Here is a 15,831-nt window from a genome sequence, read left to right on the forward strand (position 1 = left end):
CGGCCGACCCGGCGGGCGCGGCCGCCCGCAGCTCGCCCACCGCGAGCGAGAGGGACCCGGTCCGCGCGAAGGCGTCGAGCAGCCCGGGGGCGACGGCGGCGACGTCGAGCCGGTCCAGCGGCGCCGAGTGGACGCCGGTCGCGACGGGGGCCACGAGCCGCTCGGCCACGCGCCGGCCGAGCCGCGACCGCACCAGGGAGCCCAGGTCCGTCGGGTCCGCGACGAAGCGCGGCAGCACCCGGTCGAGCGCGGCGCGGGCCACGCCCGGCCAGCCGACGGCACGCCGCACGTCCGGCGCCCACGGCACGGACGGGATGCCGAGCACGCCCGCCTTCGGCAGCGGGAACGTGTGCCCCCCGGCGTACCCCCAGGCCGACAGGGGCGCCGGGCTCACGACGTCCAGCCCGAGCTCGTCGGCCAGGTCCGTCACGGCCGTGCCGCGCGCCGCGAAGGACTCCGCGCCGAGGTCGAGGCGCACGCGCGGCACCGACCCGAAGGCGCCACCGCGCACCGGGCCGCCGACACGGTCGGAGGCCTCGAGGAGCACCACCTGCAGGCCGCGCCGCACGAGCGTGCGCGCGGCGACGAGGCCGCCGATCCCGCCGCCGACCACGACCGCGTCGACGTGCTCCGCGGCCCGCACGGGCGGGGACGCGGCGTCGGGGGCGCCGAGCGGCGGGAGGGGCGTCACAGCGAGTGGACCAGCTCGACGACGCGCGTCAGGACGGTCGGGTCGGTGTCCGGCGGCACGCCGTGGCCGAGGTTCACCACGTGCCCGGGCGCGGCCTGGCCACGGGCGACGACGTCGCGCACGTGCGCCTCGAGGACCGGCCACGGGGCGCCGAGCAGCGCGGGGTCGATGTTGCCCTGGACGGGGACCGCGCCGCGCTCGTGGTCGGCCAGCAGCGCGGCGGCCTCGTCGAGCGGTGTGCGGTAGTCGACGCCGACGGCGGGGTGGGTGATGCCCGCGGCGTCGAGCACGTCACGCAGGGCGGGCAGCAGGTGGCCCGTGCCGGTGCCGAAGTGGATCGCGGCGAGCCCGTCGCCCGGCGCGCCGTCGGCCCCGGGTGCGCGCAGGTCCGCGACGTGCGCCAGCGCGGCCGTGGACGACGGCGCGACGTGCCGCGTGTAGTCCGCGAGGGCGAGCGAGCCCGCCCAGGAGTCGAAGAGCTGCACGGCCGACGCGCCCGCCAGGACCTGCGTGCGCAGGAACCGGCCGGTCAGCTCGGCGGTCCAGGCCGTGAGCCGCCCCCACGTCTCGGGGTCGGCGTGCATGAGGGTGCGCGCGGCGAGGTGGTCGCGCGACGGGCGGCCCTCCACGAGGTACGCGGCGAGGGTGAACGGCGCACCCCCGAAGCCGAGCAGGGGCACGTCGCCGAGCTCGGCCACCGTGAGGCGCACGGCCTCCGCGATCGGCGCCAGGGCGCCGTCGTCGAGGGTGCGGGAGGTGAGCCGGGCGACGTCGTCGGCGGTCCGGTACGGCTGGTCCATGACCGGCCCGACGCCGGGCTGGATGTCGACGTCGACGCCGGCGAGGCGCAGCGGCACGACGATGTCGCTGAAGAAGACCGCGGCGTCCACGTGGTGGCGGCGCACCGGCTGGAGGGTGATTTCCGCGGCGAGCGGTGGCCGGAGGCAGGAGTCGAGCATCCCTACCCCCTGACGGACCTCGCGGTACTCGGGCAGCGACCTGCCGGCCTGCCGCATGAACCACACGGGGGTCACGTCCGGACGGTCCCCCCGCAGGGCACGCACCAGCGGGGCGTGCGTCGTCCGGCCGTCGACCAGCGGGTGGTCGGTGGGCAGCAGGGTGGGCTCGACCGGGAGCGTGGGGGATGTCACGGTCCATGATTCTGCCCCTCCCGTTCGCCTCTCTTAAAGTGGGAGCACTGTGGTACTCCTCTCCCTCACCGCCTCGCACCGCGAGCTGGACCTGGACGCGCTCGAGCGGCTGTCCACCGGCTCGGGTTCCGTCGGGCGTGCCGCCGTCGGTGCGTGCGGGCCCGTGCAGGGGTCCGTGGTGATCTCCACGTGCAACCGGTTCGAGCTGTACCTGGACGTCGACGCCCCGGTGCACGGCGACGCGGTGCGGCACGCGACGCGGCACGTCGCGGCCGTGGTGGCGGCCAGCTCGGGCGTGACCGAGCAGGTCGCGGCGGAGTCGTTCACGGTGCGCACCGGGCCCGAGGTCACGTCGCACCTGTTCACCGTGGCCGCCGGCCTGGACTCGATGGTCGTGGGGGAGCGTGAGATCGCCGGCCAGGTCAAGCGCGCCCTCGCGGAGGCGCGCGCCGACGGCACCACGTCCAAGACGCTCGAGCTGCTCTTCCAGACGGCGTCGCGCACGTCGAAGCGGGTCGGCACCCGGACCGAGCTCGGCGCGGCCGGGCGGTCGGTCGTGGCGCTGGGCCTCGACCTCGCGGGCCGGGACCTCGCGGGCGGGGACCTCGCCGGACGAGACCTGCGCCGCGGCTCCGGCCACGACGGGTCGTGGCGGGGCGTGCGCGTGGTGCTCATCGGCACCGGCTCGTACGCCGGGGCGTCCGTGGCGGCGCTGCGCGCCCGCGGCTGCGACGACGTGCGGGTGTACTCGCGGTCGGGCCGCGCCGAGGCGTTCGCCCAGGGGCACGAGGTCGAGCCGGTGCGCGACCTGGTCGATGCGCTGGCCGACGCCGACCTGGTGGTGTCGTGCTCGGGTGCCCGCGGCCGCCGTCCCGCCGGCCCGCCCGACGCGGGCGCCGAGGCCTCCCTGGAGTACGTGCTCGACGCCGCCGCCGTGGTGCGTTCGCGCGAGCGCGCCGCTGCGGCCGCCGGCGACGAGCCGGAGCCGCGGCCCCTGGTGGTGCTCGACCTGGCGCTGCACCGGGACGTCGACCCCCGCGTGGCCGACGTCGAGGGCGTGCTGCTGTACGACCTGGGGACGCTCAAGGCGCACGCCCCCGCGACCGCGGCGGACGTCGTCGACCGGGCGCGCCGCATCGTGGACGACGCGGCCGCCGAGTTCGAGGAGACCCGCCTGGGCCGTGCGGCCGACGCCGCCGTCGTCGCCCTGTTCGACGCGGCCGAGGACCGGGTGCGGGCCGAGGTCGACGCCGCCGTGGACCGCCTCGTCACCGAGCTGGCCGCCCGCGGGGAGACCCCGGACGAGGCCGACGTGGACGCCATCTCGCGCGACGTCCGCAAGCGGGCGCACTCCGCCCTGCACGCGCAGATCGTGGCCGTGCGGGCCGACGCGCTCGCGCGGGCCCGGGCCGAGGAGGCCGCCGTGGTGGCGGCTGCCGAGGCGCTCGCGACGGACGCCGACCGCGTCGTCGGCCGCTGACGCCACCCGCTGTCGAGAACCTCCCGCAGAGCCCGGTTCGCCGGTTCGGGGCCCAGATCACCCCGTTTCAACGCGCGCGTCCTGCTTGTCGGCACTACCTTGCGAGACGCGGGATGCCGGTACGGGTGCCGGGTCCGCTACCGAAAGCCTGACCCGCAACGGAAGGAATCACCGACATGGACAGCTTCTGGGACTACATCTGGTTCCTGGTCTGGATCTTCCTCTTCATCGCCTACCTCATGGTGCTGTTCCAGATCCTCACGGACCTGTTCCGCGACCACAAGCTCTCCGGCTGGTGGAAGGCGCTCTGGATCATCTTCCTGATCTTCCTGCCTCTGCTCAGCGCGCTCGTCTACCTCATCGCCCGTGGCCGCGGCATGTCCGAGCGCCAGATCGCGGCGGTCAAGGAGGCGCGGAGCGCGACCGACAGCTACATCCAGTCGGTGGCCGCGCAGGCGACCCCGGCCGACCAGATCGCCTCGGCGAAGAAGCTGCTCGACGAGGGCACCATCTCCCCGGAGGAGTTCGCGTCGCTCAAGGCGAAGGCCCTCTCCTGACGTTGCACCGCAGCACCTGCGACGCCCGGTCCCGCGCTGTCGGGGCCGGGCGTCGTCGTCTGCGCCGCACCCGCCGCTACGCTCGGCTGACATGACCTCGACGGCGGCGCCCGCCGCGCCCTCGACCCCGGGCCGCGCTCCCGCCCCGCGGCTCGGCGTGATCGACATCGGCTCCAACACCGTGCACCTGCTCGTCATGGACGCGCGGTACGGCGTGCGCCCCGTGCCGCACGCGGAGCGCAAGATCGCGGTGCGGCTGATGCGCTACCTGGACGACGACGGCGCGGTCGTCGCGGAGGGCCGGCGCGCGCTGCTCGCGGCGGTCGACGACGTCATGGCCCTCGCGCGGGAGTCGGCCGTCGAGGAGCTGCTGCCCATGGCCACGTCCGCGCTGCGCGACGCCGCGAACGGGACCGAGGTGCTGGCCGCGATCTCCGAGCGGGTAGGGCGCGAGGTCCTGGTGCTGTCCGGCGAGGACGAGGCGCGGCTGACGTTCCTCGCCGCCCGCCGCTGGCACGGGTGGGCGGCCGGGCGGCTGCTCGTGCTCGACATCGGCGGCGGGTCCCTCGAGATCGCCTGCGGGGTGGACGAGGAGCCCGATCTCGCGGCGTCGGTCCCGCTCGGTGCCGGCCGTACGACGCGGGAGCTGCTGCCCCACGACCCGCCGTCCCCGCAGGAGGTCGAGGCGTTGCGGGTGCACGCCCGCACGCTGCTCGCACCGGTGGTCGACCGGCTCGCCGCCGTGCCTGCGCCGGACCACGTGGTGGCGACGTCCAAGACGTTCCGGTCGCTCGCGCGGCTCGCCGGGATGCAGGTCGAGGCCGTGGGGCCTGACGACCGCTGGCGGCTGCGGCTGGCGCAGCTCGCCGACTGGGTGCCCCGCCTGGCCCGCATCCCCGCCGAGGGGCGCACCGCCCTGCCCGGCGTCACCCCGGACCGCACGTACCAGATCGTCGGCGGCGCGGTCGTGGCGGAGGAGACGATGCGTGCGCTGGGCGTCGACGAGGTCGAGATCTGCCCGTGGGCGCTGCGCGAGGGCGCGGTGCTGCAGCGCCTGGACCGGATGTAGCGGTCGTCAGCCGGCGGGCGCCTGCACCCAGGCGACGCCGGGCGTCGACACCCGCGTGCCGTCGGGCCGCTCGACCACGACGAGGAGGACGGCGGTGCACGTCGCGCAGCGCACGACGGCGCCCATCGCGGAGAGGTGCACCGTGGTGCGGGCGACGACGTCCGTGCGCCCGCAGTGGGCGCAGCGCACGACGGCGCGGGTGGCCTCGAACGCGTAGAACTCGCCCAGCGTCCCCGCCAGGGCCGACCCGTCGAGGGGAGCGGTGCCGTGGGGCTCCGACATCAGGCACCTCCGAAACGCTCGGTGCGGACCCGGTCGGGCGGGTGCCCGAGCCCGGTGAGCAGCGCGGCGGCCGCCTCGACGAACCCGGTGGGCCCGCAGACGAAGACGTCCGTCCCGTCCTCGGGCCCGAACCCGGGGGCGGAAAGGTCGTCCGCCGTGATGCGGGCCGGGGCCGTCGGCCATCCCGGCGGCACCTCGCGGGTGTAGACCCACCGCACGTCCAGGCCGGGGTCGGGCGTGTCGATCTCCTCGTGCCCGATCGCGTCCAGGGGGCGGCGCACGGAGCACACCAGCCGGAACGGCGCGCGGCGCCCGGACAGCCTCCGGGCGCGCGTCATCGCGAGGAACGGCACGACGCCGGAGCCGCCGGCGACGAGCAGCACGGGCGCGGGGTCGTCGTCGTGCCACACGAAGTACCCGCCGAGCGGGCCGCGCACCTCGAGCTGGTCCCCGGGACGGGTGTCGCGCACCAGGTAGGGCGACACCTCGCCGTCCGGGACCTCGTCCACCACGAGGTCGACACGCTCGTCCACGCCCGCCGTGGCGAGGGAGTAGGCGCGGGTGGCCTGGTAGCCGTCGGGCGCGGTGAGCCGGACGTCGACGTGCTGGCCGGGCAGCGCGCCCGCGAACCCCGGCACGGCGAGGGTGAGCTCGCGTGCCGTGTCGGTCAGGGGGCGGGCCCCGACGACGGTCGCGACGTGCCAGCTCATGCGTACCGCTGCTCGAGCCAGGGGTCGCCGTAGGCGTGGTACCCGTTCTGCTCCCAGAACCCGAGGTCCTCGGCGTCCATCAGCTCCAGCCCGCGCAGCCACTTGGCGCTCTTCCAGAAGTACAGGTGCGGCACCAGCAGCCGCGCCGGGCCGCCGTGCACCGGGTCGAGCGGCTCGCCCTCGAACTCGAACGCGACCCACGCCTGCCCGTCGAGCAAGTCCTGCATCGGCACGTTCGTCGTGTAGCCGCCGTAGGAGTGCGCCATGACGAACTCCGCGCTGGTCTCGACGTCCTCCAGCAGGGTGTCCAGGGACACGCCCCGCCAGGTGGTGCCGAGCTTGGACCAGTGGGTGACGCAGTGGATGTCGGTCTCGATGTCCTCCGCCGGCAGCGCCATGAGCTGCTCCCAGGTCCAGCTGTGGCCCTCGCCGAGCTCCGCGCGGACGGTGAGCTCCCAGTGCGCCTCGTCGACGTTCGGCGTCGGGCCCGCGGAGAGCACCGGGAAGTCGTCGGTGACGAACTGCCCTGGGGGGATCTCGTGCTCCGGCTCGGGGCGGCGGCCGCCGAACCCTCGTGTCACGACGCCCATCGGACCTCCATCGTCGAGCCTCTCCGCCGGGACCGGCGCGGTCGTCCCGTCACCACTCGTATGAGACCAGAGCCGCGGGCGCGGCGCACCTCTGCGGGCGTGTCACCGCATGTCGCGCCGCGGCTCGTCGTGCGGCTCGTCGTGCGGCCAGTCATCGTGCGACCCACGCGGCGTGGTCCGCACCCCACGGACGGGCGGGGGCGGGATGGTCGTCGACCCCGGGCAGGGCGGGCCGGGCGGTCGTGACGCGGGGCTGGTGGCCGTGGCTCACCACCTCCTCCGGCCCGGGTGCCGCCGCCGGGGGGTGACCGGGGTCGCGGCCGTCGGCGTCGAGCAGCCAGGCCGCCGTGCGGGCCAGCGCCGCGGTGACGTCCCGCCCGCGCCCGTCGCGTCCGCGGGCGACGAGCGCGTCCACGACGCCCGCGGCCAGGAGGTAGCCCGTCGCGTGGTCGAGCGCCTGCGCGGGCAGCGCGCCCGGGGTGTCGCCGTCGGCGGACTCGAGGAGCCCGATGCCCGACGCCGCCTGCACGATCGAGTCGAAGCCGCGTCGGCCCGCCCACGGGCCGGCGTCGCCCCAGGCGGAGACGCGGGCCACCACGGCGCCGGCCGGCGGGCGCAGCCCGAACGCGTCGAGCGCGCCCGGACGGTAGCCGGTGACGAGCACGTCCGCGCCGTCGAGCAGCGCCTGGGCGCGCTCGTGGTCGCCGGGGTCGCGCAGGTCGAGCAGCGCGGTCCGCTTCCCCTGCCCGACGTCGAGGTGCTGGTGGCGGATCTCCGCGGGCACCGGAGGGTCGACGCGCAGCACCTCCGCGCCGAGGGTGGCCAGCGTCCGGGTGGCGACGGGCCCGGCGATGACGCGGGTCAGGTCGAGCACCCGCACGCCGGCGAGCGGCGTCGGCCCGCCGGGCAGCGCGGCGGGGCGCGCGTCGTCGTCCCGGGCCGTGACCCGCACGAGCGGCCCTTGGCGTGCCGCGGCCCCGGGCGCGGACGCGCGCCACCCGGCCTCGTCCCGGACGCGGACGACGATCGCTCCCGCCGTGGCCGCCTCGTCCTCCAGCGCGGCAGCCGAGGCGCCCGCGAGGTGGGCGGTCAGGCCGTCGCGGTCGGTGCCGTCGGGCAGGCCCAGCAGCCGCAGGAGGCGCACACGGTGGTGCGGGTAGTTCGCGTGCGTGCGCACCCAGCCGTCGGCCGTGCGGAAGAACCCCGACAGCGGCGCGAACCCTGGCACCGGCCGTCCGTCCAGCCGCAGCAGCCGGTCCGAGCCGAACGACGCGGCCACCCGCGCCGGCGACGGCCCCCGGTCCACGAGCGTGCCCGTCGCCCCCGCCCGGCCGGCCGCGGAGCACAGCGCCGCGACGGACCCGAGCGCGAGGTCGAGCGCCGGCAGCGTCGCGGCGAGCCACCCGTCCCGCGCGCCGTCGAGCGCGGGCGGGTCGCCGTGCTCGCCGTGCTCGCCGTGGTCGCCGTGCACGCCGTCGCCGAGGCCGGGCGCGACGCCCGACCGGTACTCCGCCACGAGGCGCCGCCAGCCGTCCATGCCGCCACGGTACTCACGCGCCCCTCCTGCCGAGGTAGTTCAGACCCTGCCGAGGTAGTTCAGACCGTGCCGAGGTAGTTCAGACCGTGCCGAGGTAGTTGGGGCCGTGCCGAGGTAGTTCAGACCGCGCCGAGGTAGTTCAGATCGCGCACTACCTCGGCGGGAGGTGAACTACCTCGGCGAGATCCGCACTACCTCGGCGGGAGGTGGACTACCTCGGCGGGTGGTGGACTACCTCGGCAGGATCGGTGGGCTCTCCTCCTGGGCGAGCGGGCTACTCAGCGGGCGGAGCGGGCACGCGCGAGCCGGATAGGATCGCGGGCATGGCCAAGAGCACCGCGACAGCCCCCGTCCTGCGTCCGTTCGAGGGTCTGCCGGGGGAGGCGGACTGGGTCGCCCTGCGCGAGGTGGTCCCGTCCGCGACGGCCACCGCGCGGACCACCGCGGACCACGGGGCGCGCGACGTCGTCGTCACGACCGTCCTGCCGGGCGGCTGGTGCGCGCTGCACCGCGAGGACGGCACCGTCCTGCTCGCGCTGCACGGCATGGGCAGCGCCGACGACCTCAGCCGCGACCTGGCGTCGGCGCTGCTCGTCGCCGCGGCGGCGGAGCCCGGCACGGGCGTGCTGCCGGAGGAGCTGCCGGCCGCGCAGGACGGCGACCCGCGCCTGCAGGACGTGCTCGACCTCGACGTCCCGTTCGAGGTGACCGTGCACGAGGGCTACGACTACTGGCTCGACTCCGGCACCGAGATGACGGACGAGATCCGCGAGTCGCTCGACGAGGCCGCCGAGGCGTCCATCCCCACGGTGAAGCTGGCGTCGGTGCCCTCGGCGTACTGGTGCCGGATGTCGCGCGAGTTCCTGCGCTGGGCGCGCACGGAGGACGAGGACCGTGTCGTGGACGCGATCGCCCGCCTGCACGCCCGCCGCGAGTCGGGCCTCGCGGGGGGCAAGTTCCTCGGCATGTTCCGCGCCTGCGGGCTCGTGGTGCCCGTCTGGGAGCTGCCCCGCGGCACGGAGGCGGCGGAGCTCGAGGAGCCCGTGGCCGAGCTCGCCACGCGGCTCGACGAGGCGCTGGCGGTCACCGACCCCCTGGACGCGAACGAGCGACGGGCACGGGCCGGTATCGTCTCCCGACAGGTGACGCTGCGCTGACGCGGCGCTCGCGCGCGGCGGGTGCCGCGCGGTGGCACCGCAGCCCGGCGGCGGCTCCGCACGATCTTCACGGCACGTCCCGGACGACACCCTTTCTTGACCAGAGATCGGGCCTTCCGGGGGAGTACAGTTCTTCGGGAAAAGTTTGCTCTTCTGATCCCCGGTGATTCTCCCAAGGAGTCATCGCACAGCAGCGCCGGCGGGCGTCGTCCGTCCGGCCGACACGGGCAGAGACCCACAGGCAGACCCAACAGGCAGGGAGTCGTGAACACGGACCGCGGAGCGACCCGTACGGGCGCTGAGGTGTCCACCAGCCAGGCCGACGCCGGCGACCGGAACGCCGTCGCCGGCACCGACGGGAGCGCCAGCGCGTCGGTCGCCACCCGCGTGGGTGCGCTGCCCGTCGCCAAGACGCCACGGCCGCCGACGGCGCAGGGGCGGCGCAACCCCCAGCGGGTCGCCGTGATCATCCCTGCCAAGGACGAGTCGGCGCGCATCGCCTCGACGGTCCGGTCCGCCCGCGCGATCCCGCACGTCGACCTCGTGCTCGTCGTCGACGACGGGTCGACGGACGACACGCAGCACGTGGCGCGCGACGCCGGCGCCGTGGTCGTGCGGCACTCGCACAACCGGGGCAAGGCCGCCGCGATGGAGACGGGGGCGGCGGTCGTCGCCATGCGCGACGCCGACGGGCGCGCCCCGCGGCTCCTGCTGTTCGTCGACGGCGACCTGGGCGACACGGCCGTCAACACCGCGCCCCTCGTCACCCCCGTGCGCGAGGGTGTCGCCGACCTCGCGATCGCCCTGCTGCCGAAGCAGACCGGCGCCGGGGGCCGAGGGATCGTCGTGGGCACGGCCCGTCGCGCCATCCAGCACCTCACCGGGTGGAGCCCCAGCCAGCCGCTGTCCGGCATGCGCTGCCTCACCCGCGAGGCGTTCGAGTCCGCCACGCCGCTGGCGCACGGCTGGGGCGTCGAGACCGGCATGACGATCGACCTGCTCCGCCAGGGGTACGTGGCCGTCGAGGTGCCGTGCGACCTGCGGCACCGGGCGTCGTCCAACGACCTCAAGGGGCAGCTCCACCGCGCCGGTCAGTACCGGGACGTCGTGCTCGCCGTGAACGCGCGGCGCGTGCGCGGGGCGGTCGACGCCGTCCGCGGCATCGGGCGCTCGCGGGACCACGCGCCGTCCTGAGCACCGCCCTGATCTGCGCCGACGCCGACGTCGACAACCCCAGGGGGCGTGACTAGGCTCGCAGCCCGGCGGGACCTTCCTGTCCCACCCTTCCCGACGGAGGCCCGATGCCCACCGCTGACCCCGGAACACCTGGCGCGCTGCGGGCGCCCGACGTCCGCGCCGTGCTCGACGCGCTGGCGTCCGGTGAGCCCGTCGCCGAGGCCGCCGTCGTCGAGGCGACCGAGCTGCCCCCCGCGACCGTCGCGCGAGCGATCGAGGCGCTGGTCCGGACGGGGGCGGTCGTCGCCCCGGACGGCGCGGCAGGTCGCGTCCAGGTCGACCCGGACGCCGCGTTCGGGCTGGGCGTCGACGTCGCGCGCGACCGGGTGCGGGTCGCCCTGGTGGACGCGACGGGCGCCGTGCGGGCACGCGCCGAGCGCCGCGACGTGCAGCGCACGCCCGTCGCCCGCGCCCGCGCCGCGGCAGGGCTCGCGAACTCGTGCCGCGAGGACGTGGCGGCACGGCTCGCCCCGGGCCGCCGGGTCGAGGTCGGCCGCGCGGTCGTGGCGTTCCCCGCCGTCGTCGGGGTCGACCACACCACCGTGCTGCACGTCCCCGGGTTCGAGAAGGGCGGCACGACGCTCCACGACGCCCTCGCCGACGCCCTCGGCTGCCCCGTCTCCCTCGACAACGACGTGAACCTGGCCGCCGTGGCGGAGCAGCAGCTCGGCGCCGGCCAGGGCCGGTCGTCGTTCGTCACGCTCTCCTTCGGCGCAGGCTTCGGTGCGGGCGTCGTCCTGGACGGTCACCTGCACCGAGGGGCGGCGGGCATCGCGGGCGAGGTCGCGTTCCTGCCGCAGCCGGGCCACGCGCTGGGCGAGCAGGTGCTGGGCGACGTCGCGGTCGCCGCGCTCGCCAAGGACCACGACCTGCCCGAGGACGTCACGGTGCGGGAGCTGATCGACCGCGCCGAGGCCGGTGACGGTGTGGCCGACGAGGTCGTCGCGGAGATCGCCCGACGCATCTCGGTGGTCGTCGCGACGCTCGCCATCGTGCTCGACCCCGAGCTCTTCATCCTCGCGGACGAGGCCGCCCGCCCGCCCGTCGCGCGGCGGGTCACCGCCTTCCTGCGCGACCGGGTCGCGGTCCTGCCCGTGCGCATCGAGCCGTCGCCCCTCGGCGGGGACGGCGCGGTGCTGGGCGCGGGCCGCGCGGCCGGCGAGGCGCTGCGCGACGCGGCGGCCGCGGACGCGGCGGCCGCGCTCGACGGCGTCGGCGGGGCGGCCCGGTGAGCGCGCCGGACGCGCCCTCGGACCTCACCGCGCGGCTCGGCCTGGCGCCGGGTGCCCGGGCGATCATCCTCAACGCTGACGACCTGGGCATGTGCCGGGCGGCCAACCGCGCGATCATGCCGCTGCTGGCCGCTGGTCACCTCGACTCCGCCACGGTGATGGTGCCGTGCCCGTGGGCGCCGGACGCGCTCGCGACGGCCGCCGCCGACCCGAGCCTCGACGTCGGCGTGCACCTCGTGCTCACCAGCGAGTGGACGCGGTACCGGTGGCGCCCGCTCACGGGGGTGGGCACGTCGCTGGTGGACGCCGCCGGCTACTTCCCCGCGGACGTGGACGCCGTCGAGCGGGGGGCCTCGGACGACGACGTCGCCGCGGAGCTCGCGGCCCAGCTCGACGCGGCGCTCGCGGCAGGGCTCGACGTCAGCCACCTCGACAACCACATGGGCTCGGTCTACGGGCTCGCCACGGGGCGCTCGTTCCTGCCGCAGGTGCTCACGCTGGCGGCGGCCCGCGGGCTGCCCTTCCGGCTGCCGCGCTCGCTCGACGGGCTGCGTGCCATGGGCGCGGACCCGGACGCCCCCGGCTCGCAGGAGCTCCTCGACGCGGCCACGGCGGCGGCCGACGCGGCCGGAGTCGTCATCCTCGACCGGCTGTGGACCCACCCCTTCGAGCTGGCGGGGGAGGGCACGCCCGACGCGGAGGACTACGAGACGGTCAAGGCCGCCTTCCTCGACCTGCTGCGGGACGTCCGCCGGGGGGTCACGGAGATCTTCCTGCACCCGATGCTGGCCGGCGACGAGCTGTCCGACGCGGTGGACTACGCGGCGACCAAGCGGGGCTACGAGGAGCGGCTGCTGCGCGACCCGGACGTCGCGGCCACCGTCGCCGCCGAAGGGCTCGTGCGGGTGGGCTGGCGCGACCTGCGCGCGGTGCAGCGGGGCGAGCGGTGAGCCACCCGCCCTTCCGGCAGGGCGGGATGCTCGCGCGGCTGCGCGACCGCCGGCTCGTCGGGGCGCCGGACCGCGCGCAGACCGTCGCCTACGGTGCGTCGGCGTTCCCGGCGAACCTCATGCTCCAGACGTTCTCCGCGTTCGTCGTGTTCTTCTACGTCGACCACCTCGGCGTGCCCGCGGGCTGGGTCGCGGCCGCGATGGTGGCGCACGGCATCCTCAACGCGCTGCTCAACCCCCTGGTGGGCGCCGCCTCCGACCGTCACCGCACGCCGTGGGGCCGGCGCGTCCCGTGGATCGTGCTCGGCATCGTGCCCCTCGTCGTGGCGTTCGCGCTCGTGTGGATGCCGCCGGCGACCACGCCGGCGGTCCTGGTCGTGTGGTTCCTCGTCGTCGTGGCCATGTTCGACGTCGCGTACGTCGCGGTGGTGCTCAACGTGTCCGCGCTGTTCCCCGAGATCTTCCGCACGACGGCGGAGCGGGCGCGCGGCAACAGCCCGCGGCAGCTGTTCGCGCTGGTGGGCATGATCCTCGGCACGGCGGGCGCGCCCCTGCTGTACGACTCGATCGGCTGGGCCTGGATGGGCGTCGCGCTCGCCGTGGTGTGCGCCGGGTTCTTCGCGTGGTCGCTGGCCGGGATGGTCGAGCGCGACGCCGACGACGCGGCCCGCGCCCGCGAGTCCACGGTCGGCCTGCGCGACCAGCTCCGGTACACGTTCGCCAACCGCGCCTTCGTCACCTACGTGGTCGGCTCGTTGCTGCTGCAGAGCACGACGGCGGTGCTCCTCGCGGGCGTCCCGTTCTACGTGAAGTACACCGTGGGCGGTGCCGACGCGGACTCCACGCTGATGCTGGCGCCGATCTTCGTGGCCGCGATCCCCGCGATCTGGGGCTGGTCGTGGGTGGTGCGGCGGCTCGGTCCGCGCACGACGATGCTCGCGGTGGTCGCCGTCTACGGTCTCGCGACGTGCCTGTACCTGCTGCCGACGACCGTGCTCGGCGCGGGCGCCGCGGGGCTCGCCGTCGGCCTGGGGGTGGCCGGCCTCATGCAGGTGCTGGAGGTGACGCTCGGGCAGGTGATCGACGACGACGAGCGGCGCACCGGCCTGCGCCGCGAGGGCATGTACTTCGGCGCCAACGGCTTCGTGGTGCGCGGGGCGGTGGTCGTGCAGGCGGTGGTCGTGGCGGGGGTGCTCGCCGCGAGCGGGTACGTCGAGGGCGCGACGGCGCAGGCGCCCGAGGTCGCCACCGGTGTCCGCCTCCTGCTCGGCGGGGTGCCGGTGGTCCTCGCGGCCCTGGCGTTCGTCTGCTTCTGGCTGTACCCGCTGCGGTCCGCGGCGAGCGCTCCCGTCCCGGCCGCCGCGCCCTGACCCGGGGACTGGGTCAGGGCGCAGGGTCAGGCCTGGAGCCAGACCGTCGTGCCGCCGGGCACCTCACCATCGGTGAGCGGGCCGCTGGCGAGCAGCACCTCGCCGGCGGGCAGCGGGGCGGGCTCCGTGCCGAAGTTGGTCACGCTGGTCCACCCGTTCGGGCGGCGGAAGGCGAGGACGTCCGGCGCCCCGGTCTCCAGCCACTCGAGCTCCTCGGCCGTCTGCAGGCGGCGGCGCAGGCCTAGCGCGGTGCGGTACAGGGTCAGCGTGGAGTCCTCGGCGCCGTCCTGCACGGCGGCGGCGTGGTCGGCGAACCAGGCCGGCTGCGGCAGGTGCGCGGGGCCGTCGCCGAAGCCGAGCGACGGCCCGTCCGTCGTCCAGGGCAGCGGGACGCGGCAGCCGTCCCGGCCGACCTCGACCCCGCGGCTGCGGAAGAACGTCGGGTCCTGCCGCTCGCCCTCGGGGATGTCCGCCACCTCGTGCAGGCCGAGCTCCTCGCCCTGGTAGAGGTAGGACGAGCCGGGGAGCGCGAGCTCGAGGAGCGTCGCCGCGCGGGCCCGCGCCAGCCCGGTCTCGCGGTCGAGGTCGGCCTCCGGACCGCCGGCCAGCAGCCAGTCGGCGCCGCCCTTGCGGGGGCTGGTGCCCCGGGGAGGCAGGCCGTAGCGGGTGGCGTGCCGCACGACGTCGTGGTTGGAGAACACCCACGTGGTCGAGGAGCCCGACAGGGCCGCGAGCTCCAGGTTGGCGGTGATGATGGCCCGGAACTGCGCGGCGTCGAAGTCGGCCTCGAGCAGGTCGAAGTTGAACGCCTGCCCCAGGCCCGCCTGGCTGGCGTAGCGGGCGCGGCGCTCGGCCGAGCCCACCCACGCCTCCGCGACCGCCGTCCGGGGCGGGTCGTACGCGTCGAAGACCTCGCGCCACCCGGCGTACACGTCGTGCACGTCGTCGCGGTCGAACAGGGGGTGGTTGCCGTCCTGCGGCAGCGCCTCCAGCTCGGCCTGGGAGGGCAGCGGCTCGCCCGGCGCGGGCAGGTCCTTGGTGAGCATGTGCGCGACGTCGATGCGGAAGCCGTCCACCCCGCGGTCGGACCAGAAGCGCAGCGTGCGCAGGAAGTCCTCCCGCACCTCGGGGTTGTCCCAGTTAAGGTCGGGCTGCTCGACGGCGAAGTGGTGGAAGTACCACTGGCCGTCGCCCACCGGCTCCCACGCGGGGCCGCCGAAGACGGAGGTCCAGTCCGCGGGGGGCAGCTCGCCGTCGGCCCCGAGGCCGTCCCGGAAGATGTACCGGTCGCGGGCGGGCGAGCCCTTCGGCGCGGCGAGCGCCTCGGCGAACCACGCGTGCAGGTTGGACGTATGGTTGGGGACGATGTCGACGACGACGCGGATGCCCGCTCCGTGCAGCGCGGCGACCATCTCGTCGAAGTCGTCGAGCGTGCCGATCTTCGGGTCGACGTCCCGGTAGTCGGCGACGTCGTACCCGCCGTCGGCCAGGGCGGACGGGTAGAACGGGCTGAGCCAGACGGCGTCGATGCCGAGGGCCGCCAGGTAGTCCACGCGGGACGTGACGCCCCGTAGGTTGCCGATGCCGTCGCCGTCGGAGTCCGCGAAGCTCCGCGGGTAGATCTGGTAGACGGCGGCCTGGCGCCACCAGGTGGCGTCGGTGGTGCCGGCCGAGGCGGTGGCGGGGACGTCCAGCAGGTCGCTCATGGGTGCTTGCCCTTCTTCCGGTGCTGCGGTCGAGGTGGTGGCCGGGGTGGGTCCCGTCGCACGTCCGGACACTAAATGCGGTGCCGAAATTAAGTCTGAGAAGCACCATGTCA

Annotated in this window: 15 protein-coding genes; 8 read left to right on the top strand and 7 right to left on the bottom strand. The window is 75.8% G+C overall.

Going from position 1 to position 15,831, the window contains the following annotated elements; genetic code table 11:
* Both ACFT55_RS06615 and hemE read right to left on the bottom strand, forming a co-directional pair.
* On the bottom strand, nt 1-691 hold a 691-nt coding region (locus ACFT55_RS06615; protein ID WP_380242833.1), incomplete at its 3' end, for a protoporphyrinogen/coproporphyrinogen oxidase.
* A complete protein-coding gene (gene hemE, locus ACFT55_RS06620; RefSeq protein ID WP_380242835.1) occupies nt 688-1,842 on the bottom strand; it encodes a uroporphyrinogen decarboxylase in 1,155 nt (384 codons plus the stop codon). The genes ACFT55_RS06615 and hemE, both read right to left, overlap by 4 nt.
* 49 nt (nt 1,843-1,891) lie before the next feature.
* On the opposite strand from hemE, the gene ACFT55_RS06625 reads away from it, so the two are divergent.
* From ACFT55_RS06625 to ACFT55_RS06635, 3 genes are all read left to right on the top strand, one after another.
* Nucleotides 1,892-3,322 carry a glutamyl-tRNA reductase gene (locus ACFT55_RS06625; protein WP_380242837.1) on the top strand — a complete coding sequence of 477 codons (1,431 nt, stop codon included), beginning with the start codon at nt 1,892-1,894 and terminating at the stop codon, nt 3,320-3,322.
* Between the two features lie 176 nt (nt 3,323-3,498).
* Entirely contained in the window at nt 3,499-3,879 is a 381-nt protein-coding gene (locus ACFT55_RS06630; RefSeq protein WP_380242839.1) for an SHOCT domain-containing protein, read from the top strand.
* A gap of 91 nt (nt 3,880-3,970) precedes the next feature.
* Nucleotides 3,971-4,948: a Ppx/GppA phosphatase family protein gene (locus ACFT55_RS06635; protein ID WP_380242841.1), complete on the top strand. Its 978-nt coding sequence runs from the start codon at nt 3,971-3,973 to the stop codon at nt 4,946-4,948.
* Nucleotides 4,949-4,954: 6 nt separating this feature from the next.
* Here ACFT55_RS06635 and ACFT55_RS06640 read toward each other — a convergent pair whose 3' ends face one another.
* From ACFT55_RS06640 to ACFT55_RS06655, 4 genes are all read right to left on the bottom strand, one after another.
* On the bottom strand, nt 4,955-5,230 hold the full coding sequence (locus tag ACFT55_RS06640) for a DUF6510 family protein (protein ID WP_380242843.1): 276 nt from the start codon (nt 5,228-5,230) through the stop codon (nt 4,955-4,957).
* Nucleotides 5,230-5,940, bottom strand: coding sequence for an FAD-binding oxidoreductase (locus ACFT55_RS06645; protein WP_380242845.1), 711 nt, complete (start codon nt 5,938-5,940; stop codon nt 5,230-5,232). The genes ACFT55_RS06640 and ACFT55_RS06645 overlap by 1 nt, the downstream gene beginning before the upstream one ends.
* Nucleotides 5,937-6,530 (bottom strand): sulfite oxidase-like oxidoreductase, encoded by a 594-nt coding sequence (locus ACFT55_RS06650; protein ID WP_380242847.1) that lies wholly within the window; start codon nt 6,528-6,530, stop codon nt 5,937-5,939. Before ACFT55_RS06650 ends, ACFT55_RS06645 begins: the two co-directional genes overlap by 4 nt.
* A 151-nt stretch (nt 6,531-6,681) precedes the next feature.
* Complete coding sequence (locus tag ACFT55_RS06655) at nt 6,682-8,067, bottom strand: CoA transferase (protein ID WP_380242849.1); 1,386 nt, start codon at nt 8,065-8,067, stop codon at nt 6,682-6,684.
* Between the two features lie 323 nt (nt 8,068-8,390).
* On the opposite strand from ACFT55_RS06655, the gene ACFT55_RS06660 reads away from it, so the two are divergent.
* From ACFT55_RS06660 to ACFT55_RS06680, 5 genes are all read left to right on the top strand, one after another.
* Nucleotides 8,391-9,224 (top strand): DUF5926 family protein, encoded by an 834-nt coding sequence (locus ACFT55_RS06660; RefSeq protein WP_380242851.1) that lies wholly within the window; start codon nt 8,391-8,393, stop codon nt 9,222-9,224.
* A 396-nt stretch (nt 9,225-9,620) separates the two neighbouring features.
* Nucleotides 9,621-10,418 (top strand): glycosyltransferase family 2 protein, encoded by a 798-nt coding sequence (locus tag ACFT55_RS06665; protein WP_380242880.1) that lies wholly within the window; start codon nt 9,621-9,623, stop codon nt 10,416-10,418.
* A 107-nt stretch (nt 10,419-10,525) separates the two neighbouring features.
* Nucleotides 10,526-11,692, top strand: coding sequence for an ROK family protein (locus tag ACFT55_RS06670; protein ID WP_380242853.1), 1,167 nt, complete (start codon nt 10,526-10,528; stop codon nt 11,690-11,692).
* Nucleotides 11,689-12,642 (top strand): ChbG/HpnK family deacetylase, encoded by a 954-nt coding sequence (locus ACFT55_RS06675; RefSeq protein WP_380242856.1) that lies wholly within the window; start codon nt 11,689-11,691, stop codon nt 12,640-12,642. The genes ACFT55_RS06670 and ACFT55_RS06675 overlap by 4 nt, the downstream gene beginning before the upstream one ends.
* Nucleotides 12,639-14,012: an MFS transporter gene (locus ACFT55_RS06680; RefSeq protein ID WP_380242858.1), complete on the top strand. Its 1,374-nt coding sequence runs from the start codon at nt 12,639-12,641 to the stop codon at nt 14,010-14,012. Before ACFT55_RS06675 ends, ACFT55_RS06680 begins: the two co-directional genes overlap by 4 nt.
* A gap of 26 nt (nt 14,013-14,038) precedes the next feature.
* Here ACFT55_RS06680 and ACFT55_RS06685 read toward each other — a convergent pair whose 3' ends face one another.
* Nucleotides 14,039-15,718, bottom strand: a complete 1,680-nt coding sequence (locus ACFT55_RS06685) for an alpha-amylase family glycosyl hydrolase (protein WP_380242860.1) — start codon at nt 15,716-15,718, stop codon at nt 14,039-14,041.
* Between the last annotated feature and the right edge of the window lie 113 nt (nt 15,719-15,831).

The sequence above is a fragment of the Isoptericola sp. NPDC057191 genome (assembly GCF_042670225.1).
Classification (GTDB): domain Bacteria; phylum Actinomycetota; class Actinomycetes; order Actinomycetales; family Cellulomonadaceae; genus Isoptericola.

Coding starts and splice junctions, on each gene's coding strand:
- ACFT55_RS06640 (WP_380242843.1), bottom strand. CDS start 5,230: ATGTCGGAGCCCCACGGCACCGCTCCCCTCGACGGGTCGGCCCTGGCG.
- ACFT55_RS06635 (WP_380242841.1), top strand. CDS start 3,971: ATGACCTCGACGGCGGCGCCCGCCGCGCCCTCGACCCCGGGCCGCGCT.
- ACFT55_RS06645 (WP_380242845.1), bottom strand. CDS start 5,940: ATGAGCTGGCACGTCGCGACCGTCGTCGGGGCCCGCCCCCTGACCGAC.
- ACFT55_RS06685 (WP_380242860.1), bottom strand. CDS start 15,718: ATGAGCGACCTGCTGGACGTCCCCGCCACCGCCTCGGCCGGCACCACC.
- ACFT55_RS06630 (WP_380242839.1), top strand. CDS start 3,499: ATGGACAGCTTCTGGGACTACATCTGGTTCCTGGTCTGGATCTTCCTC.
- ACFT55_RS06650 (WP_380242847.1), bottom strand. CDS start 6,530: ATGGGCGTCGTGACACGAGGGTTCGGCGGCCGCCGCCCCGAGCCGGAG.
- ACFT55_RS06660 (WP_380242851.1), top strand. CDS start 8,391: ATGGCCAAGAGCACCGCGACAGCCCCCGTCCTGCGTCCGTTCGAGGGT.
- ACFT55_RS06655 (WP_380242849.1), bottom strand. CDS start 8,067: ATGGACGGCTGGCGGCGCCTCGTGGCGGAGTACCGGTCGGGCGTCGCG.
- ACFT55_RS06670 (WP_380242853.1), top strand. CDS start 10,526: ATGCCCACCGCTGACCCCGGAACACCTGGCGCGCTGCGGGCGCCCGAC.